Consider the following 25,592-nt stretch of genomic DNA (forward strand, 5'->3'; position numbering starts at 1 on the left):
CTGATGCCCTACTGGGTGGCGGAGCCGCGGCGGTCGCCCCGGCGGTCGGAGCCACGGCCGCCCGTGCCGGAGGAGCCGCGGCTACCCGTGCCGGAGGAGCCGCGGCTACCCGTGCCGGCGGAGCCACGGCCGCCCGTGCCGGAGGAGCCACGGCTACCCGTGCCGGCGGAGCCGCGCGTGGCTCCGCCGGCCGCCGGGCGGCGGCCGGAGCCGCGGACTGCCTGTCCGGAGGCGGAGCCGGTCGCGGCACGGCGGTCGGAACCGCGGCCGCCCGTGCCGACGGCACCGCCCTTGGCCCCGCCGGCTCCCGCCCGGCGGGCGGTACCGCGCCCGCCGGATGCGGAGGTGCCACCAGCCGCACCAGCCGCTGCCGCCCCCGCCGGGGCACGGCGCTCCCGGCCGCCCGTGCCGGTGGCAGCGCCCGTCGCCGGTCCGGTCCCGCCGCCGTTGCGGCGTCGGCGGCCGGACCGCCTGCCGGGCCCGGTGCCGGCCTCGCGGTCCGGGCGGGACGCCGTCGGTGTCGTGGGCTGGGGGACCTCGATGGTGACGGCCACGCCGGAAGGCTCGCGGGCTCCGGTGAGGGTGGCCAGTTCCACGTCGCTCGACTTGATGCTCGCCGTCCGCGGGCGGATGCCCGCGTCCGACATGAGCCGGGTGACGTCCCGCTTCTGGTCGGGCAGGACCAGCGTGACCACGCTGCCGGAGCCGCCGGCGCGAGCCGTGCGGCCGCCCCGGTGGAGATAGTCCTTGTGATCGGTGGGGGGATCGACGTTCACCACCAGGTCGAGGTCGTCGATGTGTATGCCCCGGGCCGCGACGTTCGTCGCCACCAGGGCGGTGACCTGGCCGTTCTTGAACTGTTCCAGGGTGCGGTTGCGCTGCGGCTGGGAGCGGCCGCCGTGCAGCGCCGCCGCGCGGACACCGACGGCGAGAAGGCGCTTGGCGAGCCGGTCGGCGGACCTCTTGGTGTCGAGGAAGAGGATGACCCGGCCGTCACGGGCCGCGATGCGCGTGGTGACCGCCTTCTTGTCGGTCTCGTCCTGGATGTGGAGCACGTGGTGCTCCATGGTGGTCACCGCTCCCGCGGACGGGTCCACGGAATGCGCCACCGGGTCGGTCAGGAACCGCTGCACCAGGCGGTCGATATTGCGGTCCAAAGTGGCCGAGAAGAGCATGCGCTGTCCGTCGGGCCGCACTTGCTGGATCAGTTTGGTGATCTGCGGCAGGAAGCCCATGTCGGTCATCTGGTCGGCTTCGTCCAGCACCGTGATGCGTACGCCGTCGAGCACGCAGTCGCCGCGTTCCACGAGGTCGTTGAGCCTGCCGGGGGTCGCCACCACCACCTCGGCGCCGCGCCGGAGCGCACCGGCCTGCTTGGTGATGGACAACCCGCCGACCACGGTGGCCAGCCGGAGGTTCACCGCCGTCGCGTAGGGGGTCAGCGCGTCCGCGACCTGCTGGGCGAGTTCACGGGTGGGCACCAGCACGAGGGCGAGGGGCGCCTTGGGCTCCGCGCGCAGTCCGGCTGTGCGGGCCAAAAGTGCCAGCCCGAACGCGAGGGTCTTGCCGGAGCCGGTGCGCCCCCGCCCCAGCAGGTCACGGCCGGCGAGGGAGTTGGGGAGCGTGGCGGCCTGGATGGGGAAGGGCGTGGTCACGCCCTGCTCGGCGAGGGTCTTCAGCAGCCCCGCGGGCATGTCCAGAGCGGTGAAGTCCTCGACGGCGGGAAGAGCGGGTGTCGTACTTTCCGGCAGCCGGAACTCCCTCGGCACCGGCACGGACGACCGGGGTGACGCGGCGCGCCGGTGGTTCGGCTTCTGGGGTCTGCGGGACATGCGGTGGTCTGCCTTCCTCGAAACAGCACAAACCGGGGTCCGCACCATGTCGGTGCCGACCCCGGTGAGCAGATACGCGCCCGGCGATCAGGCGGGGACGATGTTCTCCGCCTGCGGGCCCTTCTGGCCCTGCGTGACGTCGAAGGTGACCCGCTGGCCCTCCTGGAGCTCGCGGAAGCCCTGGGTCGCGATGTTCGAGTAGTGGGCGAAGACGTCGGGACCGCCGCCGTCCTGCTGAATGAAGCCGAAACCCTTTTCGGCGTTGAACCACTTCACGGTTCCCTGTGCCATGACTCTCTCCTTCTGTAGGCAGAGGCCCCATCCGGAGATGCCGGAAAACAAATAATGCGCCTGGAGGAGAAACATTCCCGTCAGGCGCACATAGGTTCATGGGTACCACAACTGCAACCTCAAAACCGTAGCACAGTCCGGCGGGCCCGTGCTGGATCGGCGAGGCGCGTCGTGGAGGTGCCGGGGCCTGGTGCGGGGCAGGAGGGCGCTGACGGATCCGGGTGTGCGACCCCTTGTGTCGCCGCGCGCCCGCCCGTGCACCGATGATTCGCCCGAGGCACAACCGGTAAAGCTCCGGGATACACATGACCCGTGTACCGGGCGCATGCGCTTCGTACGCTGGTTCACAGGCGGGTGCCGTCCGGTACGACGGCCGCACGCGGGGGAAGGGACGTGGCAGTGGTCAACGGGGACAGGGCGGGCGCGTCGCCCTCAGGACGGGTACGCGTTCTGTCGGCGCGCGGATCCGTGCACGGGGCCGGGGTTCTGGTACGGCCGGGCACAGTGCTGACCTGCGCGCACGTGGTGACGTCGGCCCTCGGGGCGGCCGTAGGACAGGCCGGGGGCGTGCCCCGGCGGCCTGTCGTCGTGGACGTTCCGGGGCGGCCGGACGTCGAGGCCGGTGAGGCGGCCGTCGTGCCGGACGGCTGGTTTCCCGGTCCCCTGGCCGGCGGGTCGGACGGAGATCTCGCCGTCCTGAGCACGGACTGGTCGCCGCCCGCCGACGTGCTTCCGGCGCGGCTCGGCCCGTGCGGGGAACCCGACCGGCGCGAGGTCGGCGTGTACGGCCACCCGGCCGGGGCGCCCGACGGCCTGTGGTCCTCCGCCCGGCTGACCGGGCGCGGCGGGCCGCACCGGGACTGGGTCCAGCTGGAGGGGCTCGGCACGACGGGCGTCCCGGTGGAACGCGGGTTCAGCGGAGCCGGCGTGTGGGATCCGGCGGCGCGGCGGGTCGTCGGGCTGGTCACCGCCGCCTACACCGACCGGCAGGCCAAGGTGGCCTGGATGCTCCCGCTGGAGTCGGCGGCCCGCCTGTGGCCGGCGCTCGCCCCGGCCCTCGTGCCGCCCCGGCCGCCCGCACCACGACGGCCCCCCGAACCGCCGTCCGACAAGAGCCAGTTCGCCCTGGCCGACGCCCTGCTGAACGTTCCTCAGGTCGAGGACGACGACGCGGCGGCGCTGCGCCGCCTGCTGCCGGCCCGCATCCGGCGCGCCATCCGCACCAGCCCCCGCCCCCGGCTCCAGCTCTTCTACGTCGTCCAGGCCTGCGCCGACCACCACGACGGCAGGCAGGCCCTGATCGACGCCCTGCGGCTGCTGGACGACGAGTCGGAGCCCGCGGGTGCCGTGCTGGACCTCATCGACGAACTGTGGCCCACCACCACGGGGGGCGAGGCTCCATGACGCTCGCCCAGAAGGCCTGGGGGCCGCCGAAAGTGCTGCTCGACGCGCTGGACGCCGTCCCGTGCTTCGAGGAGTCCGGGCTGTTGCAGGAGTGCGCCCGCCAGGTGGGACGCGCGCTGGGAGTCACGATCGCCCTGCCCGACAGCGGCCGCCGGCGGTTCTCGCTGCTGTTCCTGCTCAGGGAGGTGATGCCGTATCCGGACGGCATCCAGGTGCTGGGCAGCGTGGTCTCGACGCTGGAGGGCGAGACCCGGCACATGGCCCGGGTGCGCACCGCCATCGCGCTCGCGGAGGTGCCGCTCTTCCCGCCGCAGAGCTGGGAACGGCTGATGTCCCTGCTCAGCGGCCTGGAGGTGCTGGACGTCCCGGGCATCTTCCGGGAGGCCCTGGGGCGCCCCGATCCGCTGCCGGTCCACTGCGCGGAGCCGTGGTCGGCGGTGCTGCACGCGGCGACGTTCAACGCCCGCCCCGGCGAACCGCTGCCCTGCGTCCTGCTGGTCGAGCACCTCGCGCACTACGCCAAGGGCCAACAGCAGCAGGACCTGTTCGAGTGGGTGGAGGAGCATCTGATCCGCCCCGACATGTATCCCGGTGCGCCGGCCGCGCACCCGGCCGCGGCCACCGCGCAGACCACGGCCGCATCCACCGCCGCGGCCAGGGCGAGCGCCGCCGCGGTGCCCGTCGCCGCCCGGGCCGGCGGCCATCTGCTGGCCTCCGCAGCCGGCAGCGCCCCCGTGGCCACGGACGTGACCACCCGCCCCGCCGGCGTGACGGCCGCCGCCTCCGTCCCGCTGCCGGAGGACGACGCCGCGGACGCCGTCTGGGCGCCCGGCGCCTGCCTGCTGATCCGGCTGCGCCCCCTGCCCGACCCCGACCACAGCGGGGAGCGGCTCCTGTCGTACTGGTGGCAGATCGACGGCCCGGAGCCCTACCCGGTGCGCGGCGGGGACGTGCGCGTCGATCTGGCCGATCTGCCCGAGCGGGTGAAGACGCTGGTGGAGGAGGCGGAGACGGGCTGGGCCTACTTCTGGAAGGAGGACCTGACCCTGGAGTTCCTGCTGCCGAGGGACCTGTTGGACCTGCCGGTCGAGAGATGGGCGAAACAGGGCTTCCACGGCGCGGACGGCGCGCTCGGGGAGGACCACCCAGTGGTCCTGCGCAGCCTCGAAAGGATGGAGCGCGCGGACACGCATGGACGCTGGGCCAAACGCTGGGACGCCCTGGTGACCGCCTGCGGAGGACCCGTCCACTGGTTCCCCGACGAGGGCCGCGCCCATCTGCTCACCGAGCCGCAGCCGGTGATGGTGGTCCTCAGCGATCCGCCCGGGGGCGGCGGCGACGGGAGCCCCGGGGTCGATGAGCTGGGTGAGTCCCTGCGGGCGGGTGTGCCGATCGTCGTCTGGGACCGGCGCGGGGGAGTCGATCCAGCCTTTCGTGACGAATTGCAGGAACTCACCTCACGCAAGGGCATTCATCGACTCCCCGACGCTCTCAGGTCGTTGCGCATAGAGGCCGGGGGCGAGGATCCTGCTGGGGGCGGCTCCTCTACGCTCGGTCGCCACGCAGCTTTGCTCTGGGACGACCCGTACCGCCTACCGGGCGGTCGGTCAGACGCGGCGGATTCATCCGCGCAGGGGGGAGGGTAGGACGAGATGCTTCCCGAGGACGGCGCATCCGGGGGGACGCGTCCGAACGGCGACCGGGTGACGGGCGGTCCGGCACCGCGGCCGTACGCGAACGGCACCGCGGGCCCCGTACCCGACGGTGGGGGCCGGGGCGCCTCCGACCAGCGGTGGTGGATCTACCGCGGTACGGGGCAGCCCCTGTACGACACCGGCCTCGACGAGCTCCTGCCACCCCCGCCGCCCTGGCGCCGGTTCACCGGCGGCCCCGTGGTCGACCCGCCCCCGGCGGACGACGAGGAGATCGAGCGCCGGCTGGGCCGCGTCTCGGCGTTGTCCACCGGCTCCGACCAGCTCAGGCGCGAGGCCGACATGGTCAACGCGGCCCTGCTGCTGCGCCGGCCGCTCCTCGTCACCGGTCGCCCCGGGACGGGGAAGTCGTCCCTCGCCTACCGCATCAGCCGGGAGCTGAAGCTGGGCCGCGTGCTGCGCTGGCACATCACCAGCCGCACCACGCTGCGCTCCGGGCTCTACGAGTACGACGCGATCGGCCGGGTCCAGGACTCGGCGGCGTTACGCGCCGCGCACCGGCCGTACGACGCGGACGGCGCGACCGGCACGGGCGGCGCGGGCGACGGCGGTCCGCAGGGCCGCACATCGGGCGAGGACGCCCTTCCCGGGATCGGTGACTACCTCCAACTCGGCCCGCTCGGAACCGCGTTGCTGCCCTACGAGCTGCCCCGGGTGCTCTTGATCGACGAGCTGGACAAGAGCGACCAGGACCTGGCCAACGACCTGCTCGGCGTGTTCGAGGAAGGCCAGTACCCCATCACCGAACTGGTCCGGGCCCGGCGTCTGCACCCCAGGGTGACGGTGATGACCGACGATCCGCACCGCAGCGCCGAGATCGTCGACGGCGTCGTCAAGTGCCGGGCCTTCCCGATCGTGGTGATCACCTCCAACGGCGAGCGCGAGTTCCCGCCGGCCTTCCTCCGCCGCTGTCTGCGGCTTCGGATGCCGGACCCGGACCGCTCGCAGCTGGTCGACATGATCACGGCCCATCTGAGGGAGGCGGCGCAGGGGTCGGCGAACTCCGCCCGGGCGGACGAGCTGGTCGACCGGTTCCTGCGCAACAGCCGGGAGCGGGGCGGCCTCGCCGTGGACCAGCTGCTCAACGCCGTGTTCCTGGCCACCTCCGGCCGTTTCCCCGGTGAGGACGAGGAGTCGCTTGAGCACCTCGTTGACGCGCTGTGGCACCGGCTCGACGGAGCGGGGGCGGAATCGAGGGCCGGATGACGGCGTCCCCCGGAACCCCCGCCTCACCCGACCGGCCGGAGGGGGGAACCCGGGCTGCCCTGGACCGGGAGCTGCCGACCTGGACGGAACTGGCCGACGCGCTGTACCTGGCGGCCTGTCAGGACGCGGCCGTGCCGCTGTTCGACGTGCCCGGCCGCGAGGCCCGGGAGCGCGGCGAGCGGTTACGCCGGGAGAACCGTCCGGGGGACCGGCCGGCGCCGCGGGACCGTCACGACTCCCCCGGGCCCGGCGAGCCCCGGCCGCCCGGGGACCCCGGCGGCGACCCGGCCGGCAGGTCCGCCGCGCCCGAGGACCAGGACGGCACGCCCCCGGGCCCCGAGGACGCCACGGGCGACCGTCACCCGGCCGGCGAAACCCCGGCTCCGGGCGACTCCCGGACGCCCGACGACGCTTCCCGGACCCCCGACGGCGACTCCCGCACACCCGACGACGACTCCCGGACCCCCCACGGCGACTCCCGCACACCCGACGACGACTCCCGGACCTCCGAGGCGCAGGACGACGGTCTCGCATCCGAAGACGAACTCCTCCTCCTGGAGGAGGGGCTGACCACCCTGGCGGACGCGGCCCGCCCGCTCTTCGCCGCGCTCCCCGCGGCGAGGCCGGCCGGTCTGCGAACGCGCCCCGCACCGCACGCGGACGCGTGGTCCACCGGCCAGGCCGGCTGGCCCACGTCCACCCGGCTGGCCGACTCCCTGGCCCTGGGCAGATCGCTGCGCCCGCTGCGCCTGTTCATCGCCTCGCCGCACGAGCTGGAGCTGGACGAGGAGGCGACCGCCGAGCAGGCGGCGCTGGCCGGGGTGTGGACACCGGTCTGCCGGCCGGTCCCGGAGCGGCGGCTGGACCTGCTGCTGCTGGTGGACGACAGTCCCTCGATGGCCATGTGGTCGCACACGGCACGGCAGATCGCCGAGCTGATGGAGCAGACGGCGGCCTTCCGCACCGTACGGCGCCTCCGCTGGGACCCGGACGACGGCGACGCGGCGACGGCGGGCCTCGCGGCGGCCGAACTCGGGTCGGGTGACCGGCAGTTGCTGCTGGCGGTCACCGACGGCGGCCACAGCGCCTGGCGCACCGGCCGGGCGGCCGCGCTGCTGCACCGGCTGGGCCGGCACTCCCCCGTCGCCGTACTGAGCCTGCTGCCCCAGCACCTGTGGGACCTGACGCTGCCCACCGTCACCCGGACCCGGCTGCGGGCGTCCGCCCCCGCGGCGCCCAACCGCTCCTACGACGCGGAGTGGAAGCACCCGCACGCGGACCCGCTGGGCCCCGAGCCGGAATTCGCGCCCCACCCTGGGCTGGGGACCGCGATCCCGGTCCCCGTCGTCGAGTTGCGGCCGAAGTCGCTGAGCCGCTGGGCCCGGCTGGTGGCCGCGGCGGGCAGCGGCGAATGGCACGGGCTGGCCGCGCTGTGGACCGCGCCGGACCGGGACCTGCGTTCGGCGGTGATCGGCCCGGTCCCGGAGCGGCTCGCCACCATCGTGGCGGAGCCGACGCACCCCGAATCGCAGCGGACGACGCCACGGCCCGCGGACCCACGGCGCACGGACCCGCCCCGGCCCGCGGAGCCGCGGCGTGCCGGGGCCGGCGCGGACGAGTCGCCCGCGGTCCGGCGGGCCAGGCGGGCCGCCACCATGGTGCGCCGCTTCCGCGCCACCGCCTCCCCGGCCGCGTACGCCCTCGCCCAGCGCCTGGCCGCGGCCCCCCTGAACCTCCCCGTGATGCGACTGCTCCAACAGGCCCAGCCCGGCGCGAGATTCTGGAACCTGGCCGAGATCGTGCTGCTGGGCCTGGTGCGCCGCACCGACGACACGGCGGACGTCGAGGATCCCCACCGGGTGTCCTTCGACTTCGCGGAAGGCGTACGGGAGGAACTGCTCGCCCTCGGCAGCCGGGCCGAGACGATCCGGGCGCTGGACGAGGTCCGGCGCCATCTCGGACCGGTGCTGGAGGAGGTGTGGGGGGAGGGCGCGAGCGCGCTGGTCGCCCCGGAAGGGGATCCGGCGGACCCCCCGATGACGGACGAGACCCGTCCGTTCGTGAACCACCTGTACACGGCGCTGTGCGCGGTGTCCGGGCCCTACCTCGCACGCGCCAACCACCTGGGCCGGCTGCTGCAGCGCACGGCCGTCCCCCACCAGGCCGGAAAGGTCGCCGCCGACACGGCGCCCACACCAGGGCACAAGCGGCCATCAGGGTATTCATCCGTAGAAATGCGATCAGAATTGAACATTGCGCCCACGGACGCGCTACATTACGGGCCGCGAACGCCTCAAGCCCCGCAACCGGCGAACGCCCCGCAACCGGCGGGGAATTCACCCACGGCACCGTCGTCCGCCCCCGTTCCGCCCACCCAGCCCAGCTCCTCCCCCACCCCCACCCCCTCCCCCGCGCCCGCGTCCCCGCCCGCGCGTCCACGACAAGGAGGCATCGCCGTGACTGCCGGTCTGCCCGTTGCCACGGGCCCGCGAAGCCCGCACGACCCGCCCCGCATCTGGGGGAACGTACCGCAGCGGAACCGGAACTTCACGGGGCGCGAGACGCTGCTCGAACGACTCCAGGAACGGCTGAGCAGCGGTGTCACCGCGGTCCTGCCGGAGGCCCTGCACGGCATGGGCGGCGTCGGCAAGTCGCAGATCGCCATCGAGTACGTCTACCGGCACAGCCGGGACTACCGGCTCATCTGGTGGATCCCGTCCGAGCAGGAGAACCAGATCGTCCAGTCTCTGATCGAACTGGGCGAGCAGATGGGCCTCCAGGCGGGTTCCGAAATGAGCGCGGTGCCCGCGGTGCTCGACGCCCTGCGCCGGGGCGAGCCGTACCGCGACTGGCTGCTGGTGTTCGACAACGCGGAGAACCCCAAGGAGGTCCGCAAGTACTTCCCCAACGACGGGCCCGGGCGCATCGTCGTGACCTCCCGGAACTTCCAGTGGTCCACCGACGCCAGCTCACTGGAGGTCGACGTGTTCGCACGCGACGAGAGCGTCGCGCTGCTGCGCCGCCGCAGCCCCCAGCTGCCCGACGACGCCGTGGACCACCTCGCCGCAGCCCTCGGCGACCTGCCGCTCGCGGTGGAACAGGCCGCGGTGTGGCTGGCCGAGACCGGCATGCCGGTGCAGCAGTACCTCGAGGTCTACGAGCGCAACTTCACCGAACTGATGCAGTCGGAGCCGCCCGGCGACTACCCGCTGTCGGTGGCGGCCGCCTGGAACGTCTCCCTCGGCCGGCTGCGCGAGACCCGCCCCGACGCCCTCCAGCTCCTCCAGGTCTGCGCGTTCTTCGCTCCCGAGCCCATCGAGTGGGACCTGTTCTCCGCGGTGCGCGGCATCTCCGTCCCGCAGGAACTCCAGTCCGCGCTGGACGACCCGGTCAAACTGGGCCGTGCGGTCCGCGAGATCGGCCGGTACGCGCTGGCGCGGATCGACCACCGGCAGAACACGGTCCAGATGCACCGCTTGGTGCAGCGTGTGCTGATCGAGCAGATGAACGCGCAGGAACAGGCGACCATGCGGCACGCCGCCCATCAGCTGCTCTCCCACGCCGACCCGAGGAATCCGGAGCGCGTCACGTACTGGCCGCGCTATTCCAGCCTTCTCACCCATGTGAACGCCTCCAACGCGGTGGAGTGCGAGGAGCCCTGGACCCGCCGCCTGGTCCTGAACGAGGTGTGGTTCCTGCGCGCCCGGGGCGACCACGCGGCCGCCCTGGCCCTGGGCAGGCGCGCCGCGAAGATCTGGCGCGAACGCCTGGGCGAGGACCATGAGGAGGTCCTCGCCGTGGACCAGCAGATCGCCCAGGCTCTGCTCGAACAGGGCAACGACCGCGAACGCGCGTACACCATGCAGTCCTCGCTCGTGGAGCGCTTCCGCACGATCCTCGGCGAGGCGCACGAGAACACGCTTCAGGCGCAGAGCTTCCTTGCCGTCCACCACCGCAACCGGGGGAACTTCCGGGAGGCGCGTGAGATGGACCAGCAGGTGTACGAGACCAGCCTGCGGGAGTTCGGAGCCGACGACCCCGCCACCCTCCTCGCCGCGCACAACTACGCGGTCAGTCTGCGACTGGCCGGCGACTCGGAGAGGGCGCGGGAACTGGACTACGACACCTGGCAGCGCAGGATCGAGGCCCTGGGCGAGGACCACATCTACACGCTGTCCACCCAGAACGCCTACCTGCTCGACCTCCAGGAGATCGGCCGGTACGAGGAATCGCTCGACGGCTACGAGCGGCTGACCGAAGAGGTTCGGGAGCAACTGGGCGAGAATCACCCGCTCACCGCGCAGATCAGCCGGAACCTGTGCGTGACCCGCCGCAAGAAGGGCGACCACAAGGGTGCCCATGCGCTGTCGTCCCAGCTCATCACACTGGTCAGCGATCTCTTCGGTACCAGCAGCAGGCAGTACCTGCAGATGGCGGTGAGCCACGCCACCGACCTGCGGCAGGTCGGCAAGCTCCAGGAGTCGCGTGTCCTGAACCAGCAGGCGCTGGACAAGCACGTCGACAGCTACGGCCGGGAGCACCCGCACAGTTACGCGGTCGCCATGAACCTCGCGGTGGTGCTCAGGCTGCTCGATCAGCCCGAGGCGGCGCTGAAGCTGGACCAGGAGGCGGTCGAGGGCCTGACGCGCACGCTCGGTCAGGACCACCCCCGTACGCTGCTCGCCCGAATGAACCTGGCCAGTGACCACTTCGCGCTCGGCCGTACCCAGGAGGCGTGTGCCATCGACGAGGCCGTGGCCGAGGAGTCGGCGCGGCTGCGCGAGAGCCACCCGGCGAACCTGGCCATCCAGCTCAATCTGAGCTACGACCTGAAGGCGGTGGGGAGGACCGAGGAGGGCGAGGCGAAGTACGCGGAGTCGTTGAAGCGCTACCGAAGCGTTCTCGGTCCTTCCCACCCCGCCACGCTCGATGCCGAGAAGGGCCTGAGGGCCAACGCGGACATCGACCTGATCTCCCTCTAGACACCGCTCGGAATGGTGTGGGCGGGCCGGCTGCCGACCGCGCCCGCACCGCCGAGCCATGCGGCCAGGTGGAGGGGGTCGGGAGTGCCGCCCTGGGCGGTGGCGACAGCCCGGCAGACCGCGGCCACCACTTCCGGCCGTTCCAGCAGCAGGGCTGCTCCGGCTCCCCGAGCGTGCTCCGGCAAAGCCAGCGCGGCCCCGATCCATGCCTCCGCGTTCTGCGGCTCCCGTGCGGTCCACTCCGCGTAGCGGAGCACGGCGTGCGCGGTGTCGCCCGCGACGGCGGCGTACTCGGCGCGGCGTGCGGGGTCCCCACTCCGCTCCACCTGCCGGCGGTCACGCTCGAACCGGTCCGGCGCGGACAGACGGTACCTGGCCAGCGGTCCGAATCTGTCGAGGCGGACCCGGTCCGGACGGGGGCACAATGTGGAGGGCGGCAGGCCCGGAGTCGGTTGCCCGGCCGCCCAGGCCGCGGCGAGTCGCCGCGCCGCGCTGTTCTCGACCTCCAGGTGCCGCGCCCGCCACACGGCACGCCGCAGCAGGCAGTAGTCGCGGGCCAGGCGGCCCGGGACGGCCGGTACTTCTTCCTCCTGCCACTCCTGGATCTGCGCCGCGACCTCCTCGACGAACAGCCGGCCCGCCTCGGTCAGGCCGGTCTCGGCCACGAGTGACACCGCGGCTTCGCGCAGTTGCTCCCTGAGGACGGCGAACTCGAAGTCCGCGCGCTGCGCCTCGGCACCCGTCACATACCGGCGGTGCGTCCGCCAGAAACGCGCCACCCCGGAGAACGCGAAGGTTCCGTGGAGCAGTCCCAGCACTGGTCGGGGGTCACTGCGCCACGGCGCGTAGTGGAGCCGCGGCCGTGGCTCCGGCCCGTCCGAGCGGTCGTCCGCGACCTGGATCAGCCGCACCAGGCTGAGTACCGCGTTCAACTGCTGGTGCCGGGTCTCGTGGACGAGGACGGCGGCCGTCTGCGTGGCGTCGTACGGCAAGGACAGCGTGATCGCGCCGAAAGCATCGACCGAGGACGCGCTGGCCACGAGACCGCCCCTCGCCGACTGGAACGGACGCGGCACGAGCACCCGCGCCAACGACCTCACCGCGAGGGTGTCCGCCGTCGGCTCCCGGTCCAGCAGGGCGTAGGCGCCGACGAGGCGCTCCTCCCACTCGTGTAATCGGCGTTCCCCCAGTCTGCTGGGGGACTTCGGGTACCGGGTGAAGTCGCGGTACGGAGTCACCGTGTCCAGCCACGGCCCCGCTGCGGCCTCGCCGGACGCGGCACCGCGGACCAGCCGCAGTGGCCGCCAGCCCGGAGCCGGCATCGACGGCCGCCGGGGCAGTCGTACGTCCGCCGCTTCCCCCCGTACGACGGCGCCGTCCCGGTCGACCCGAATCTCCGCCTGGCTCCATCGGCGCCGCGCCACCGGGCCCGCCACGCCCGCGCCGGGCAGCCAGACCGTGCCGCGGTAGGCGGGCACGCGCAGCACGGCGGGGATCCGGGCACGCAGTGCCGCGGCCGCGGCCAGCGCCTGGAACTGGCCGAGGTCGGCCCACAGCGGCAGGGAGGGCGTCGCCGGGGCGGCGGTTCCGCCAAGGCGCCTGAGCAGCCGCAGGGCCCAGGCCATGACGGTGGGGTCGTCGAGTACGGACTCGACCGCCTCGGGGGCCTCTCGCTGAGCCGTGCACAGCAGTTGCCAGGCCGCCTCCGCCGACGGCGGGCCGTCGGGATGTCGGGCGGGCGGGGCCGCTTCCCCAAGGTGGTCCAGCAACGCACGCAACACCAGAAGGAGTTGGCTGCGCTGGGCGGAACGCAGCAGGCGCAGGTCCGTCTCGGTCGCGTTGCCCGCCGCGATGGCCCTGAGCGACTCCCGGGACAGCCGGTGGACGTCCAACGCCGACGTGGTCACGGCCGCTGCTGATCCGGCCGGCGGCGACTGCGCAGGAAGCTCATTTCCTCACTGTTGGATTCGTCGAGCGTCCCGAATGCCAGACTCGCCCTGATCTCCGCCCAGCTCAACGCGCGTCGCAGTGCCGGATCGTCGCAGGTATGCAGCTCCGCCAAAGAGATCCCGGATAGATCGACAAGGTCGGAACAGAAGTCCTTCGCAGACTCTGCCATACCGTGGTTCCCCCTGACGTGGTGGTTTGGCGGCTCGGGGTGCGCTTCCATGGTGGCTGCAATGGCCCGCCAGTGGAAGACGGCCGCAGGTCATACAGCGTGGGGCCGGCGCGGGACCGGACGAGGCATCAGGAGGGGGCGGACATGACGCGGTTGCTGCGTTTCCCGGCACAGGACGGTGACGGTTTCCTGGTCGTGGAGGTGGCGGAGGACGAACCGGGCGTGGTCGAGGTCTCCCGTCCGGGCGACGCGGTGGCCGACGCCGCGGCGTCGTTCGAGGAGGGCGTCGACCGGATCCGGAACGCGGCAGCGGCCGCGCTGCGACGGCTGCGGGACATGCCCAGCCGGCCCAGCGAGGTCGGCCTGGAGTTCGGTGTGCGGTTCAACGCGGAGCTGGGCGCGGTCATCGCCAAGTCGGAGACGGAGGCGCACCTGAAGGTGACGATGACGTGGCGGTCGGACACGGCCGGTGACTGAACCGGTTTCCCTCCGGCTGCGGCCCTACGTACTGTAGGGGGTCGGCTCGCCATTCAACCACCGACGGGGGACCCATGCAGGAAGCACGCGGTACGGGGCGGCCCGGTGCTTCGCCCGGGGAGAACGCGCAGGGCGGGCTCGGGCCGACCGTCGTCCTGCTCGTCGTCAGCCTCACCGCCGCCGCGGTCGGGGTCTATCTGCTGTGCGGCTTCGGGCTGCACAGCCTCAACCCGCGGCCGCGGCTGTTCCGGGCCGGTTTCGCCACGGCCGGGGTGATCGTCGCCACGGTGGCGGCCGGCGCGGCGGTGGGCAACCTGGCCTGGCTGCTGACGGCGTCCCGCAGACGCCCGGCCGCGGGCGGCGGCCCGTGCCCCGCTCCCGCCGAAGGCCGGCGCGCGCCCGCCTCGCTTCCCACCGAGTAGGACCGGGCCCAGCCCCGTCCCGCCTCGCGTCTTCGTTCCCTTTCCTTACCTTTTCCGGACGCACGGCGGCCAAGGATCCGACGCGGCCCCGTTACCCTACAGACCGTAGGGTCGACGCCATCGCCATTGGACGTACGACCGCTCGCCCGTCCGGCTGTCCCCGTTCGTCCCGCCGATTCCGTCCCCGCCGGCTTCCCCGGCCCGCTCCGAGGTGACGTGTCACCCATGCCCGCACAGCAGTCGCTCCTCATCCCCGTCCAGCGTGACGCCGACGCATCCGCACGTCCCTCGCCGGGCCTCCGGCTACGGGCGCGGGCCGCGGCGGCCACCGTGTGGTATCTGCGGCTGCTCGCGGTGCTCAACATCGTCGCGGTGCTCTCCCTGCCGTTCCGCGAGGAGGTCCACGAGCACAACGGCGGTGACTTCTTCACGCCGTACCTGGCCACCGCCGGCCTGGTCTCGGCGGTGCTCGCGCTGTTCCTGGCCGTGGTGATGCGGCGCCGCAAACGCGCCGCCTGGGCGTTCAACCTGCTGCTCGCCGGGCCCCTGTTCGCCCTCTACGTCCTCGCGCTGACCCAGGACCGGTTCCACGACCACGTCTTCAACTGGGTCTCCGCCGCGCTCACCGGCCTCTTCGTGACCGCGCTGCTGATCGGCCGGCGCGAGTTCCACGCCGTCGGCGACCGCTCCAACCCGAGACTCGCCCTCGCCGTCGGCGCCGGCGGCGTCCTCGTCAGCGCGGGCCTCGGCACCTTGCTGGTGGACGCCACCAACAGGGCGCACGGCGGCGCCTCCCTGGCCGAGAGGATCGTCTACGTCCTGCTGCGCGGCGTCAGCGTCGGCCCGCTCGCCGACCGCGTCCCGGCCGTGCACGTACCCCACTGGGTCGACATCGCCATCAACGTCTCGATGGCGGCGACCTTCCTCCTCGTCCTGTACGCCTGCTTCCGCTCCCCCCGCGGCCGCGCCCTGCTCGGGGAGGAGGACGAGAAGCGGCTGCGCGAACTGCTCGGCAGGCACGGCGAGCGGGACTCCCTCGGCTACTTCGCGCTCCGCCGCGACAAGGCCGCGATCTTCTCCCCCACCGGCAAGGCCGCCGTCGCCTACCGCGTCGTCGGCGGGGTCAGCCTCGCCTCCGGCGATCCCATCGGCGACCCGGAGGCGTGGCCCGGCGCCATCGACGCCTGGCTGGCCGAGGCCCGCCGGCACGCCTGGACGCCCGCCGTGATGGGCGCGAGCGAGGAGGCCGGCACGATCTACGCCCGGCACGGCCTGGACGCCCTCGAACTGGGCGACGAGGCCGTCGTCGACGTCGCCGACTTCGGTCTCGAGGGGCGTGCCATGCGCGTCGTACGGCAGGCCCACAACCGGGTCCGCCGGGCCGGCTACACCGTGTGCGTCCGCCGGCACGAGGACATCCCCGACGACGAGATGGCGCTGCTGGTCGAGCGCGCCGACCGCTGGCGCGACGGCGCCACCGAACGCGGCTTCTCCATGGCGCTGGGACGGCTGGGCGATCCGGCCGACGGCCGCTGCGTGATGCTGGAGTGCCGGGACGCCGACGGGGTGCCGCGGGCACTGCTGAGTTTCGTCCCGTGGGGGGAGCACGGGCTGTCGCTGGACCTGATGCGCCGCGACCGCGACGGCGAGAACGGCCTGATGGAGTTCATGGTGGTCGAACTGCTGCTGCGCGCGGGGGAGATCGGGGTGCGGCGGGTGTCGCTGAACTTCGCCATGTTCCGCTCGGTCTTCGAACGCGGGGCACGGCTCGGCGCCGGGCCGGTGCTGCGGCTGTGGCGCTCGGTGCTCACCTTCTTCTCCCGCTGGTGGCAGATCGAGTCGCTGTACCGCGCCAACGCCAAGTACCGGCCGGTCTGGGAGCCCCGCTTCCTGCTGTTCGCCAAGAGCAGCGACATCCCCCGCATCGGCATCGCCAGCGCCCGCGCCGAGGGCTTCCTCACCCCACCCGCGCTGCCCTCCCTCACCCGCCGCAAGGAGTCCCGGCCGGCCGCGGAGTACGCCGACGCGCCTTCCTAATGCTGTGACCGGGAAGATTTGCCGGGAAGCTCGCGGCGTCCGGTGCCGGGGGCACCTCCCAGGCCCTTCAGGCAGTGGGGGAGCATCGCAAGGCGGAGCGCCGCCCGCGTACTGGACGTACTCGGGTGATGCGACAACGCGGCGAGGTGCCGTGCCGGGCGTCGCGAGCCGGTGAACCCTTCCGGTCACAGCACCAGGCGGCGGCTCCCGTCACCGTCCCGGCCCCGGGCGGTGTCCCGCCTCAGGTGCCGCGACCCGGGTCCCGGCCCGGACCGTGGGGCCCGGTCGCCGTTCCGCCCGTGTCGTGGTGGTCCCGTTCCGCGCCCGCCGTGAACCCGATCACCGATCCGCCGCCCTCGCGGCGGAATGCGAACGGCGCGCCGCCATGGGCCAGGGCCACCTCTCGGACGATGGACAGACCGAGGCCGGAACCGGGCAGAGAGCGGGCGTCCGCGGCGCGGTAGAAGCGGTCGAAGACGCGTATCAGGTCGCCCGCGGCGATGCCGGGCCCCCGGTCGAGGACCTCGACGCGGACCATGCCCGGCCGGGCGGGCCCGGCGACGGCGATCTCGATGGGCGCCTTGCCTTCGCGGTCGAACTTGGTGGCGTTCTCCACGAGGTTGGAGATGGCCCGCTGGAGCATGCCCGGCCGGCCCTGGATCGTGGTGTCGCCGCTGGAGCGGACCACGATGTCGCGTCCGCTGCGCCGGCGCGCCAGTCCCGCGACGTCCTCGGCGATGTCGGCGACGTCGACCCGCTGCACGGGCTCGGTGTCGGACTGCCCGGCCGCGAGGTCGACCAGCTCGTTGACCAGGTCGGTCAGCTCGCGGGCCTCCTGGGTCAGGTCGGCGACCAGTTCCTCGCGGGTGGCGGACGGCAGTTCGTCGATGCGACGCAGCAGGGAGATGTTCGTGCGCAGGGAGGTCAGCGGCGTCCGCAGTTCGTGGCCCGCGTCCTGGACCAGGCGGCGCTGGTCTTCCTCGGACTGGGCGAGCCGGCCCAGCATGCGGTCGAAGGAGCGGCCGAGGCGGCCCACCTCGTCGTAGCCGGTGACGGGCACCTCGATGCCGAGCCGCCGGGTGCGGGCGACGCCCTCGGCGGCGGAGGTGAGGATCACCAGCCGGCGTGTGATGCGGCGGGCCAGCCACCAGCCGCACAGACCGGCCGCGATCACCACCGCCCCCATCAGGATCAGAGTGCGCTGCTGGAGCGCGCGCAGCAGGTCCTCGGTGTCGCTGAACTCCTGGGCGACCTGCACGGCGCCGTGGCCGCTGCCCAGGGCGACGGTCGCGATCCGGTACACGTCGCCCCCTACGAGGACGTCCTTGTACTCGACGGCCCGGCCGGCCTTCGCGGCGGCCGCGACGGACCTGTCCTCGGCGGTCACGGGCAGCGGCGGTGTGCCGTGGTCGACGATCTCTCCGTGGGCGCCGAGCACCTGCACGTTGGTGCGGCTGGGCCGGACCAGCTCGTGCCCGGGACGCGAGGAGGTGAAGTCCGAAGGCATCAGCTGGTAGCGCCGCACCTCGTCCCGTACGTCCTGCACGACCTGGGTGAACACGGACTGCTGGTCCACCCGCACCAGCCGGGCGGCGGAGTTGTACGACAGGATGCCGACGAGGACGGTGACAGCGGCGGTCACCGCGGCGAACGACACCGCGAACGTGGTCCGCAGCGACGACAGCCGGGGCCGCGGTCTGTCCAGCAGCCGCGCGAGGCGGCCCACTCAGTCCTCCCGGAGCACGTAGCCCACGCCTCTGACGGTGTGGATCAGCTGCGGCGCGTTCGGCTCGTCGAGCTTGCGGCGCAGGTAGCCGACGTAGACGGCGAGGTTCTTGGAGCCGGGGCCGAAGTCGTAGCCCCAGATCCGGTCGTAGATGGTGGAGTGGTCCAGCACGATGCCGGTGTTGCGGACGAGCAGCTCAAGGAGTTCGAACTCGGTGCGGGTCAGCTCCAGCTCGCGCGTGCCCCGCCACACCCGGCGGGCCTGGAGGTCCATGCGGATCCCGGCCGCCTCGATCTGCCGCTCGGGCACCTGCGGCTCCTTCGCCGGTACGTCCCCCGCGCCGCCCGCGCCGACGCCGACCGGGCTGGTGCGGCGCAGCAGGGCGCGCAGCCGGGCGAAGACCTCCTCGACGTCGAACGGCTTGACGACGTAGTCGTCGGCTCCGGCGTCCAGGCCGGCGATCCGGTCGGCGGTCTCCACCAGGGCGGTGAGCATGAGGATCGGGGTGCGGTCGCCCTCGGCGCGCAGCACCCGGCAGACCTGGAGCCCGTCGATGCCCGGCATCATCACGTCGAGGAGGAGGATGTCCGGAGGGTTCTTGTGCGCGTGGGCGAGTGCCTCGACGCCGTCGGCGACCGCCGTCACGTCGTACCCCTCCAGTGTCAGGGCACGCTCCAGGGCGTGACGGATGGCACGGTCGTCTTCGGCGAGGAGCACAGTCTGAGGCACCCGTCCAGTCTGCCAAGGCCGCGGGCCCGCGACCGAGACGAATGGGCCTACGATCACCCTTTTTACCCGCCTCTCACCGACTCGGAGGCAATGCGGCGCCCCGCCTACCGTCCTCTCACCGTCGGCGGCGGTGCCGGCCCGCCCGCCGCCCTCCCGAGCAGCGGGTAGGCGTCACTTCCGCAGCGCCGCCAGTTGCGCCTCGAACGGCACCACGGTGAACCCGCCGGCCTGCGCGGGCGCGACCTGCTCCGGCACGGCGGCCTGCTCCGGCCGGCGTCCCGCCGACAGCCCCGCCATCAGCTCCGCAAGCTCCTTCGCCGCCCGCGCGATCCGCTCGGGCAGGCCCTCGGCGCCCCAGTCCTCCGAGGCGGCGTAGACGCCGGTGGGGACGACGACCGCCTTGAGGTACGCGAAGAGCGGGCGCAGCGCGTGGTCGAGTACCAGGGAGTGCCTGGCGGTGCCGCCGGTCGCGGCGATCAGCACCGGCTTGCCGGCCAGCGCGCCCTCGTCCCGTACTCCGAGCACGTCGAAGAAGGACTTGAACAGTCCGCTGTAGGAGGCGGAGAACACCGGCGTGACGACGATCAGCCCGTCCGCCTCCGCGACCGCGTCCAGCGCGTCCGCCAGGGCGGGAGCGGGGAAGCCGCCCGTGAAGTTGTGCGCGATCTCCACGGCCAGGTCCCGCAGTTCGATCACCCGCACGTCCACCGCGGCACGCTCGGCGGTCGCGGCCGCCAGCCGGTCGGCCAGCAGCCGCGTGGAGGACGGGACGCTCAGCCCCGCCGAGACGACGACGAGCTTCATACGGTGGTCACCTCTTCCTCGTTCCCGGACCGGCTCGCGGCCGACAGGGAGCCATGGGTCGGCGCGTCCGGCACGTCGGCCGGGCGGCCCTTGGCGAACTCCTCGCGCAGCACCGGCACGACCTCCTCGCCGAGCATGTCGATCTGCTCCAGCACGGTCTTCAGGGGCAGGCCCGCGTGGTCCATCAGGAACAGCTGGCGCTGGTAGTCGCCGGCGTACTCGCGGAAGGACAGCGTCTTCTCGATGACCTGCTGCGGGGAGCCGACGGTCAGCGGGGTCTGGGCGGTGAAGTCCTCCAGTGAGGGCCCGTGGCCGTAGACCGGCGCGTTGTCGAAGTAGGGACGGAACTCGCGCACCGCGTCCTGGGAGTTCTTCCGCATGAACACCTGGCCGCCGAGCCCGACGATCGCCTGCTCGGGCGTGCCGTGCCCGTAGTGGGCGTACCGGGTCCGGTACAGCTCGATCATCCGCTTGGTGTGGTCGGCCGGCCAGAAGATGTTGTTGTGGAAGAAGCCGTCGCCGTAGTACGCGGCCTGCTCGGCGATCTCCGGGGAGCGGATGGAACCGTGCCAGACGAAGGGCGGTACGCCGTCCAGCGGGCGGGGCGTGGAGGTGAAGCCCTGCAACGGCGTGCGGAACTTCCCCTCCCAGTCGACGACGTCCTCGCGCCACAGCCGGTGCAGCAGGGCGTAGTTCTCGACGGCGAGATTGATGCCCTGCCGGATGTCCTGCCCGAACCAGGGGTAGACCGGCCCGGTGTTGCCACGGCCCATCATCAGGTCCACCCGCCCGTCGGCCAGGTGCTGGAGCATCGCGAAGTCCTCGGCGATCTTCACTGGGTCGTTGGTGGTGATGAGGGTGGTGGAGGTGGACAGGATCAGCCGCTCCGTCCGCGCGGCTATGTAACCGAGCATGGTGGTCGGGGACGAGGGCACGAACGGCGGGTTGTGGTGCTCACCGGTCGCGAAGACGTCCAGACTGGCCTCCTCGGCCTTCAGCGCGATGGCGACCATGGCCTTGATCCGCTCGCGCTCGGTCGGCGTACGCCCCGTGGTGGGGTCCGGCGTGACGTCCCCGACGCTGAAGATCCCGAACTGCATGGCCACTCACTCTCCAAGTTGTTGATGGTTCAACTATACCCGCCCAACCGTCCCCGTCCCGGAAGTATTCCGCCCCGCCCCATACGACGACCGAGGTGCGCCGGACGCTGTCCCGGCACACCTCGGTCGCTCTCCGGCTCGCTACCCGAGCGGGAAGGACGTCACGGCCCAGACGGCCCCCACGGCCAAGGTCGACAAGCGGATGTGATCAACCGTACGTTCACCGACGGGCGTACAAGACCGGCCATATCTGTGCTTGTTCATGACTATTTTGATTGACTCCCGCCATCCCCGGGCAGCCGAAGTCACCAACCGAAACGTGTCACGCTGTGTGACCGAAAACGGGTCGATCGGACCGCCCTCTTCCGAGCAGAGGCTTCGTGCGAGCCGCGCTCATGCTGTGGCCGACGGCTACCGGCCCGACCGCTGGGACGTGACCGGCGTGCTGGTCCGCCCGGCCGGGATGGCCGTGATCATGTGGGCGCCACGGAACAGCGGCTGACGTTCACCTAGTCTGGGCAGAGCGAACGCACCACACCTCCGCCCCGAGGAGCAGCCCATGGCCACCGCCGCCCCGTCCGCCGCCTCCCGCATCGCCGTCGTGACCGGTGCGAGCAGCGGCATCGGCGCCGCCACGGCCCGGCAGCTCGCAGCCGCCGGCCACCGGGTCGTCCTGACCGCCCGCCGCAAGGACCGCATCGAGGCGCTGGCCGAGGAGATCAACGCGGCCGGCCACTCCGCCACCGCCTACCAGCTGGACGTCACCGACCGCGCGGCGGTGGACGAGTTCGCCACGGCCTTCAAGGCCGTCGGCGTCCTGGTCAACAACGCGGGCGGGGCACTGGGCGCGGACCCCGTCGCCACCGGCGACCCGGCCGACTGGCGCACGATGTACGAGACGAACGTCCTCGGCACCCTCAACCTCACCCAGGCCCTCCTGCCCAAGCTGGAGGCCAGTGGCGACGGCACGGTGGTCGTGGTCTCCTCCACCGCCGGCCACGGCACCTACGAGGGCGGCGGCGGCTACGTCGCCGCCAAACACGGCGCCCACGTCCTCGCCGAGACCCTCCGCCTGGAGATCGTCGGCAGGCCGGTCCGGGTCATCGAGATCGCCCCCGGCATGGTCAGGACGGAGGAGTTCGCCCTCACCCGCTTCGGCGGCGACCGGGAGAAGGCCGCCAAGGTCTACGCCGGCGTGGCCGAGCCCCTGACGGCCGACGACGTGGCCGACACCATCACCTGGGCGGTCACCCGCCCCAGCCACGTCAACATCGACCTCCTGGTCGTCCGCCCCCGCGCCCAGGCGTCGAACACCAAGATCCACCGGGAGCCCTGATGACCGACGACCTCGACCGGGAGCCGGAGCGGGCGCGCCTCGCCCTGGAGAAGAAGCGCGAACGGTACGTCTGGTACTACCTCGGCTACTTCCTCTTCGGCATCCACGTCGTCGCGTTCGTGATGATCTACGCGGTCCGCCACGCCAAGTAGCCGTACGGCCCAGCCGTACGGCGGCGCCCACCCCGCGCCTCAGCCCTTCACGCAGACGACCTGCTTCAGCTTCGCCACGACCTCCACGAGGTCCCGCTGCTGGTCGATGACCTGCTCGATCGGCTTGTAGGCGCCCGGGATCTCGTCGACCACGCCGGAGTCCTTGCGGCACTCCACGCCCCGCGTCTGCTCCTCCAGGTCCTTGGTCGAGAAGCGGCGCTTGGCGGCGTTGCGGCTCATGCGCCGGCCGGCGCCGTGCGACGCGGAGTTGAAGGACTTCTCGTTCCCGAGGCCCTTGACGATGTACGAGCCGGTGCCCATGGAGCCCGGGATGATGCCGTACTCCCCCGCCCTGGCGCTGATCGCCCCCTTGCGGGTGACGAGCAGGTCCACGCCCTCGTAGCGCTCACGGTTCACGTAGTTGTGGTGGCAGCTCACCTCGGGCTCGAAAGTCACCCTGGCCTTCTTGAACTCCCTGCGGACCACGTCCTTCAGGAGCGCCATCATGATCGCGCGGTTGTATCTCGCGTACTCCTGGGCCCAGTACAGGTCGTGCTCGTACGCCGCCATCTGCGGTGTGTCCGCCACGAAGACGGCGAGGTCGCGATCGACCAGACCCTGGTTGTACGAGAGCTTCTGCGCGACGCCGATGTGGTGCTCGGCGAGTTCCTTGCCGATGTTGCGGGAGCCGGAGTGCAGCATGAGCCACACCGACTGGGACTCGTCGACGCAGACTTCCGCAAAGTGGTTTCCGCTGCCCAGCGTTCCCATCTGCTTCGTGGCGCGCTCCTGACGGAATCTGACCGCCTCCGCCACCTCGTCGAACCGCCCCCAGAACCCGTCCCACCCCGCGGTGGCCAGACCGTGGAACCGTCCCGGATCGACGGGATCGTCGTGCATCCCCCGCCCCACCGGAATCGCCTGCTCGATCTTCGAGCGGAGGCGGGACAGGTCGCCGGGGAGATCGCTGGCCCTCAGCGAGGTCTTCACGGCCGACATTCCGCAGCCGATGTCCACGCCCACCGCCGCCGGGCAGACCGCGCCCCGCATCGCGATGACCGAGCCGACCGTCGCGCCCTTGCCGTAGTGCACGTCCGGCATGACGGCGAGGCCCTTGATCCAGGGGAGGGTCGCGACGTTCCGGAGCTGCTGCATCGCGACGTCCTCGACGGTCGCCGGGTCCGCCCACATGCGGATCGGGACCTTCGCGCCCGGCATCTCCACATACGACATATCGCCCTCATTCCCCCGGAAGAAAACAGAAGCCCAGAAACGCAATACCGGCGCCAAGATCGACGAAACAGGACAACGGACCGGCGTCCACGGCAGTGCGTGCGATACACATTGTCTCCGGAGAGCGCCCCCGCCCGGCAAGCGAATAACCTGCGGGGCCATCGAAAGCGAGAGGAGCCTGACCGTGCTGCGGAAGGCGTACGTACCCGGCGCTGCCGCGCTCCTCGCGGCACTGCTGCTGGGCGGCTGCACCGGCGGTTCGTCGAGCGACAGCCGGGCGGACAACGCCAACCCTGGCGGCTCCGACGCGACGACGGCGGCGGCCCAGCCGGGCAAATACCGGACGCTTCCGGAGGCCTGCCGCGCGGTCGGACACAACACGCTCGACTCGCTGCTGCCCGGCATCAAGCAGATCATGGACGTGGACCAGCGGGACAAGGCGTACGAGGGCCAGGCGACGCTCACGTACGACACCGACCGCAAGGTCGGATGCCGCTGGAAGGTGGAGTCCTCGGACGCCACCGACCACCTCTACGTCGATTTCGAGCGGGTCGTCTCCTACGACAACACCGTCAGCGACGACAGCCAGGCGCAGTCGGTCTTCGCCACCAAACGGGCCGCCGCGCACCTTCCCGAGCCGACCGCCACCGAGAACTCCGCCTCCACGACCGAGTCCAAGGGCGCCTCCGGCTCTGGCAGCACCCCGTCGCCGTCGTCGTCTTCGTCACCTTCTTCGTCTTCGTCGCCTTCGTCCTCCCTCAACTCCCCTTCCTCCTCCTCGTCCGCCTCCGGCGACGCCGCTTCGGCCGACCTCCAGCCCCGGATCCTGAGCGATCTCGGCGACGAGGCGTTCCTCGACGACACGCTCGGCAGCGCCGGTTCGACCGCCAGGCAGCGCACCGTGACTGTGGCGTTCCGCACGTCCAACGTGGTCGTGACCATCGTCTACGAGGAGCAGCCGGCGACCGTCGGCATGGTCCCGGACAGCAAGGAAATGCAGGACAAGGCAAGGAAACTGGCGGCTCGGCTGGCCGATTCACTGAGTGGTTGAGGGCTCCCGCGCGGCACCCGGTGCCGCCCCGCTCAGTACGACAAGTGGGACCGCACGGCTGTCTCACCGCGTACGGTGGCCCCTCGGACCCGATCCGACCGCAGGAACCACGAGCGTCATGAGTGAAGGAACCATGCAGCGAGAAGAGCGTGCCCCGCGTACCCCGCGAGCGAAGCGTCCGAACCGCGCCCTTGTCTGTGCGATCGCCGTCCCCGTGATGCTGCTCGCCGCGGCCTGCTCCTCCTCGGACTCCAGTGCCGGTGGCGGTGCCAAGAAGACCACGGCGGGCGACGTGAAGGGCTCCGCGAGCGCGAGCCCGTCACCGACGGTGCAGGCGGCGGCGTACGCGAAGCTGCCCCAGGCGTGCAAGGTGCTGTCGGACAAGACGCTCGGTGAACTGCTCCCGAAGGGCGCCAAGTCGGGCAAGGAGACCACCTCCAGCGACCTCTCCACGCGTACCGGCTGCTCCTGGAACAGCCTGGACAACAACGGTGTGAAGGGCTCTCAGTTCCGCTGGCTCAACGTGTCGCTGCTGCGTTTCGAGTCCGATGTCACCCGCGGCACGGGCGAGAAGCAGGCGCATGAGTTCTACCAGCGGCAGGTGAAGGACGCGCAGCACGTGGCGGACGCGCAGCACGTGAAGTCGGAGCCGGTGTCCGGGACGGGCGACGAGGCCACGGTGGTGCGCTACGACCTGAAGAAGAAGGAAGGCGCCTTCAAGCAGCAGACAGTCGTGGCGCGGGCGGAGAACGTGGTCATCACCCTCGACTACAACGGCGCCGGTCTGGCCGGTGACACGACCCCGGACGCCAACGACCTGACGAAGGCCGCGGAGAGGGCCGCCAAGGAGGCGGTGACCGCGGTGGCGACGGCGAACGGCGGGTCCGGCGGCGCGGCGCCGAGCGCTTCCTCGTCCCCCTCGGCGGCCAAGTCCGCCGCGAAGTCCGCCTCGCCGTCGAAGTCGGCGTCCAACGGCTGA

20 protein-coding genes are annotated in these 25,592 nt (G+C 72.2%); 11 read left to right on the forward strand and 9 right to left on the reverse strand.

Annotation, left to right across the window (positions count from 1 at the left end):
- Positions 1-8: 8 nt before the first annotated feature.
- Positions 9-1,832 carry a DEAD/DEAH box helicase gene (locus tag ACFY4A_RS31190; protein ID WP_390832670.1) on the reverse strand — a complete coding sequence of 608 codons (1,824 nt, stop codon included), beginning with the start codon at positions 1,830-1,832 and terminating at the stop codon, positions 9-11.
- An 87-nt stretch (positions 1,833-1,919) separates the two neighbouring features.
- Positions 1,920-2,123, reverse strand: a complete 204-nt coding sequence (locus ACFY4A_RS31195; RefSeq protein ID WP_252425628.1) for a cold-shock protein — start codon at positions 2,121-2,123, stop codon at positions 1,920-1,922.
- Positions 2,124-2,591: 468 nt separating this feature from the next.
- On the opposite strand from ACFY4A_RS31195, the gene ACFY4A_RS31200 reads away from it, so the two are divergent.
- Genes ACFY4A_RS31200 through fxsT form a run of 4 tightly spaced genes read left to right on the forward strand, consistent with a single transcriptional unit; the run spans position 2,592 to position 11,427 of the window.
- The gene (locus tag ACFY4A_RS31200) at positions 2,592-3,527 is read left to right on the forward strand and encodes a trypsin-like peptidase domain-containing protein (RefSeq protein ID WP_390832711.1); all 936 of its coding nucleotides are present in this window, start codon (positions 2,592-2,594) and stop codon (positions 3,525-3,527) included.
- On the forward strand, positions 3,524-5,173 hold the full coding sequence (locus tag ACFY4A_RS31205; RefSeq protein ID WP_390832671.1) for a hypothetical protein: 1,650 nt from the start codon (positions 3,524-3,526) through the stop codon (positions 5,171-5,173). The genes ACFY4A_RS31200 and ACFY4A_RS31205 overlap by 4 nt, the downstream gene beginning before the upstream one ends.
- 6 nt (positions 5,174-5,179) lie before the next feature.
- Entirely contained in the window at positions 5,180-6,445 is a 1,266-nt protein-coding gene (locus ACFY4A_RS31210) for an AAA family ATPase (RefSeq protein WP_390832672.1), read from the forward strand.
- Complete coding sequence (gene fxsT, locus ACFY4A_RS31215; RefSeq protein ID WP_390832673.1) at positions 6,442-11,427, forward strand: FxSxx-COOH system tetratricopeptide repeat protein; 4,986 nt, start codon at positions 6,442-6,444, stop codon at positions 11,425-11,427. Before ACFY4A_RS31210 ends, fxsT begins: the two co-directional genes overlap by 4 nt.
- On the opposite strand, the gene ACFY4A_RS31220 is transcribed toward fxsT, so the two are convergent.
- Both ACFY4A_RS31220 and ACFY4A_RS31225 read right to left on the reverse strand, forming a co-directional pair.
- Complete coding sequence (locus ACFY4A_RS31220; RefSeq protein ID WP_390832674.1) at positions 11,424-13,334, reverse strand: aKG-HExxH-type peptide beta-hydroxylase; 1,911 nt, start codon at positions 13,332-13,334, stop codon at positions 11,424-11,426. The two genes, fxsT and ACFY4A_RS31220, sit on opposite strands and share 4 nt — an antisense overlap.
- The gene (locus tag ACFY4A_RS31225) at positions 13,331-13,546 is read right to left on the reverse strand and encodes a hypothetical protein (RefSeq protein WP_390832675.1); all 216 of its coding nucleotides are present in this window, start codon (positions 13,544-13,546) and stop codon (positions 13,331-13,333) included. The genes ACFY4A_RS31220 and ACFY4A_RS31225 overlap by 4 nt, the downstream gene beginning before the upstream one ends.
- 144 nt (positions 13,547-13,690) lie before the next feature.
- On the opposite strand from ACFY4A_RS31225, the gene ACFY4A_RS31230 reads away from it, so the two are divergent.
- From ACFY4A_RS31230 to ACFY4A_RS31240, 3 genes are all read left to right on the forward strand, one after another.
- Positions 13,691-14,023, forward strand: coding sequence for a CU044_2847 family protein (locus tag ACFY4A_RS31230; protein WP_390832676.1), 333 nt, complete (start codon positions 13,691-13,693; stop codon positions 14,021-14,023).
- A 74-nt stretch (positions 14,024-14,097) separates the two neighbouring features.
- Positions 14,098-14,445 carry a hypothetical protein gene (locus ACFY4A_RS31235; RefSeq protein ID WP_390832677.1) on the forward strand — a complete coding sequence of 116 codons (348 nt, stop codon included), beginning with the start codon at positions 14,098-14,100 and terminating at the stop codon, positions 14,443-14,445.
- A 225-nt stretch (positions 14,446-14,670) separates the two neighbouring features.
- Positions 14,671-16,482 carry a phosphatidylglycerol lysyltransferase domain-containing protein gene (locus ACFY4A_RS31240; RefSeq protein WP_390832678.1) on the forward strand — a complete coding sequence of 604 codons (1,812 nt, stop codon included), beginning with the start codon at positions 14,671-14,673 and terminating at the stop codon, positions 16,480-16,482.
- 241 nt (positions 16,483-16,723) lie between these two features.
- Here the strand turns inward: ACFY4A_RS31240 and ACFY4A_RS31245 are convergent, their stop codons facing one another.
- The 4 genes from ACFY4A_RS31245 to ACFY4A_RS31260 all read right to left on the reverse strand — a co-directional run bounded on the left by ACFY4A_RS31245 (position 16,724) and on the right by ACFY4A_RS31260 (position 20,841).
- On the reverse strand, positions 16,724-18,208 hold the full coding sequence (locus tag ACFY4A_RS31245) for an ATP-binding protein (RefSeq protein ID WP_390832679.1): 1,485 nt from the start codon (positions 18,206-18,208) through the stop codon (positions 16,724-16,726).
- Positions 18,209-18,937, reverse strand: a complete 729-nt coding sequence (locus ACFY4A_RS31250; protein ID WP_390832680.1) for a response regulator transcription factor — start codon at positions 18,935-18,937, stop codon at positions 18,209-18,211. It abuts the gene before it with no gap.
- Between the two features lie 171 nt (positions 18,938-19,108).
- Positions 19,109-19,741 (reverse strand): CE1759 family FMN reductase, encoded by a 633-nt coding sequence (locus ACFY4A_RS31255; RefSeq protein WP_390832681.1) that lies wholly within the window; start codon positions 19,739-19,741, stop codon positions 19,109-19,111.
- Positions 19,738-20,841, reverse strand: a complete 1,104-nt coding sequence (locus ACFY4A_RS31260) for an LLM class flavin-dependent oxidoreductase (RefSeq protein ID WP_390832682.1) — start codon at positions 20,839-20,841, stop codon at positions 19,738-19,740. The genes ACFY4A_RS31255 and ACFY4A_RS31260 overlap by 4 nt, the downstream gene beginning before the upstream one ends.
- A gap of 559 nt (positions 20,842-21,400) precedes the next feature.
- Between ACFY4A_RS31260 and ACFY4A_RS31265 the strand changes: the two genes are divergently transcribed.
- The gene (locus ACFY4A_RS31265) at positions 21,401-22,177 is read left to right on the forward strand and encodes an SDR family NAD(P)-dependent oxidoreductase (RefSeq protein WP_390832683.1); all 777 of its coding nucleotides are present in this window, start codon (positions 21,401-21,403) and stop codon (positions 22,175-22,177) included.
- Positions 22,177-22,329, forward strand: a complete 153-nt coding sequence (locus ACFY4A_RS31270; RefSeq protein WP_384176265.1) for a hypothetical protein — start codon at positions 22,177-22,179, stop codon at positions 22,327-22,329. The genes ACFY4A_RS31265 and ACFY4A_RS31270 overlap by 1 nt, the downstream gene beginning before the upstream one ends.
- A 39-nt stretch (positions 22,330-22,368) precedes the next feature.
- Here ACFY4A_RS31270 and ACFY4A_RS31275 read toward each other — a convergent pair whose 3' ends face one another.
- On the reverse strand, positions 22,369-23,562 hold the full coding sequence (locus ACFY4A_RS31275; protein WP_390832684.1) for an RtcB family protein: 1,194 nt from the start codon (positions 23,560-23,562) through the stop codon (positions 22,369-22,371).
- A 184-nt stretch (positions 23,563-23,746) separates the two neighbouring features.
- Between ACFY4A_RS31275 and ACFY4A_RS31280 the strand changes: the two genes are divergently transcribed.
- Entirely contained in the window at positions 23,747-24,613 is an 867-nt protein-coding gene (locus ACFY4A_RS31280; protein WP_390832685.1) for a DUF3558 domain-containing protein, read from the forward strand.
- Positions 24,614-24,731: 118 nt separating this feature from the next.
- Positions 24,732-25,592 carry a DUF3558 family protein gene (locus ACFY4A_RS31285; protein ID WP_390832686.1) on the forward strand — a complete coding sequence of 287 codons (861 nt, stop codon included), beginning with the start codon at positions 24,732-24,734 and terminating at the stop codon, positions 25,590-25,592.

It is taken from the genome of Streptomyces sp. NPDC001292 (assembly GCF_042896465.1).
Lineage (GTDB): Bacteria > Actinomycetota > Actinomycetes > Streptomycetales > Streptomycetaceae > Streptomyces.

What these genes read in the sequence shown, in the direction of transcription:
- ACFY4A_RS31190 (WP_390832670.1), bottom strand. Translation starts at nt 1,832, where the DNA reads ATGTCCCGCAGACCCCAGAAGCCGAACCACCGGCGCGCCGCGTCACCC.
- ACFY4A_RS31195 (WP_252425628.1), bottom strand. Translation starts at nt 2,123, where the DNA reads ATGGCACAGGGAACCGTGAAGTGGTTCAACGCCGAAAAGGGTTTCGGC.
- ACFY4A_RS31205 (WP_390832671.1), top strand. Translation starts at nt 3,524, where the DNA reads ATGACGCTCGCCCAGAAGGCCTGGGGGCCGCCGAAAGTGCTGCTCGAC.
- ACFY4A_RS31210 (WP_390832672.1), top strand. Translation starts at nt 5,180, where the DNA reads ATGCTTCCCGAGGACGGCGCATCCGGGGGGACGCGTCCGAACGGCGAC.
- fxsT (WP_390832673.1), top strand. Translation starts at nt 6,442, where the DNA reads ATGACGGCGTCCCCCGGAACCCCCGCCTCACCCGACCGGCCGGAGGGG.
- ACFY4A_RS31225 (WP_390832675.1), bottom strand. Translation starts at nt 13,546, where the DNA reads ATGGCAGAGTCTGCGAAGGACTTCTGTTCCGACCTTGTCGATCTATCC.
- ACFY4A_RS31230 (WP_390832676.1), top strand. Translation starts at nt 13,691, where the DNA reads ATGACGCGGTTGCTGCGTTTCCCGGCACAGGACGGTGACGGTTTCCTG.
- ACFY4A_RS31235 (WP_390832677.1), top strand. Translation starts at nt 14,098, where the DNA reads ATGCAGGAAGCACGCGGTACGGGGCGGCCCGGTGCTTCGCCCGGGGAG.
- ACFY4A_RS31240 (WP_390832678.1), top strand. Translation starts at nt 14,671, where the DNA reads ATGCCCGCACAGCAGTCGCTCCTCATCCCCGTCCAGCGTGACGCCGAC.
- ACFY4A_RS31255 (WP_390832681.1), bottom strand. Translation starts at nt 19,741, where the DNA reads ATGAAGCTCGTCGTCGTCTCGGCGGGGCTGAGCGTCCCGTCCTCCACG.
- ACFY4A_RS31260 (WP_390832682.1), bottom strand. Translation starts at nt 20,841, where the DNA reads ATGCAGTTCGGGATCTTCAGCGTCGGGGACGTCACGCCGGACCCCACC.
- ACFY4A_RS31265 (WP_390832683.1), top strand. Translation starts at nt 21,401, where the DNA reads ATGGCCACCGCCGCCCCGTCCGCCGCCTCCCGCATCGCCGTCGTGACC.
- ACFY4A_RS31270 (WP_384176265.1), top strand. Translation starts at nt 22,177, where the DNA reads ATGACCGACGACCTCGACCGGGAGCCGGAGCGGGCGCGCCTCGCCCTG.
- ACFY4A_RS31275 (WP_390832684.1), bottom strand. Translation starts at nt 23,562, where the DNA reads ATGTCGTATGTGGAGATGCCGGGCGCGAAGGTCCCGATCCGCATGTGG.
- ACFY4A_RS31285 (WP_390832686.1), top strand. Translation starts at nt 24,732, where the DNA reads ATGAGTGAAGGAACCATGCAGCGAGAAGAGCGTGCCCCGCGTACCCCG.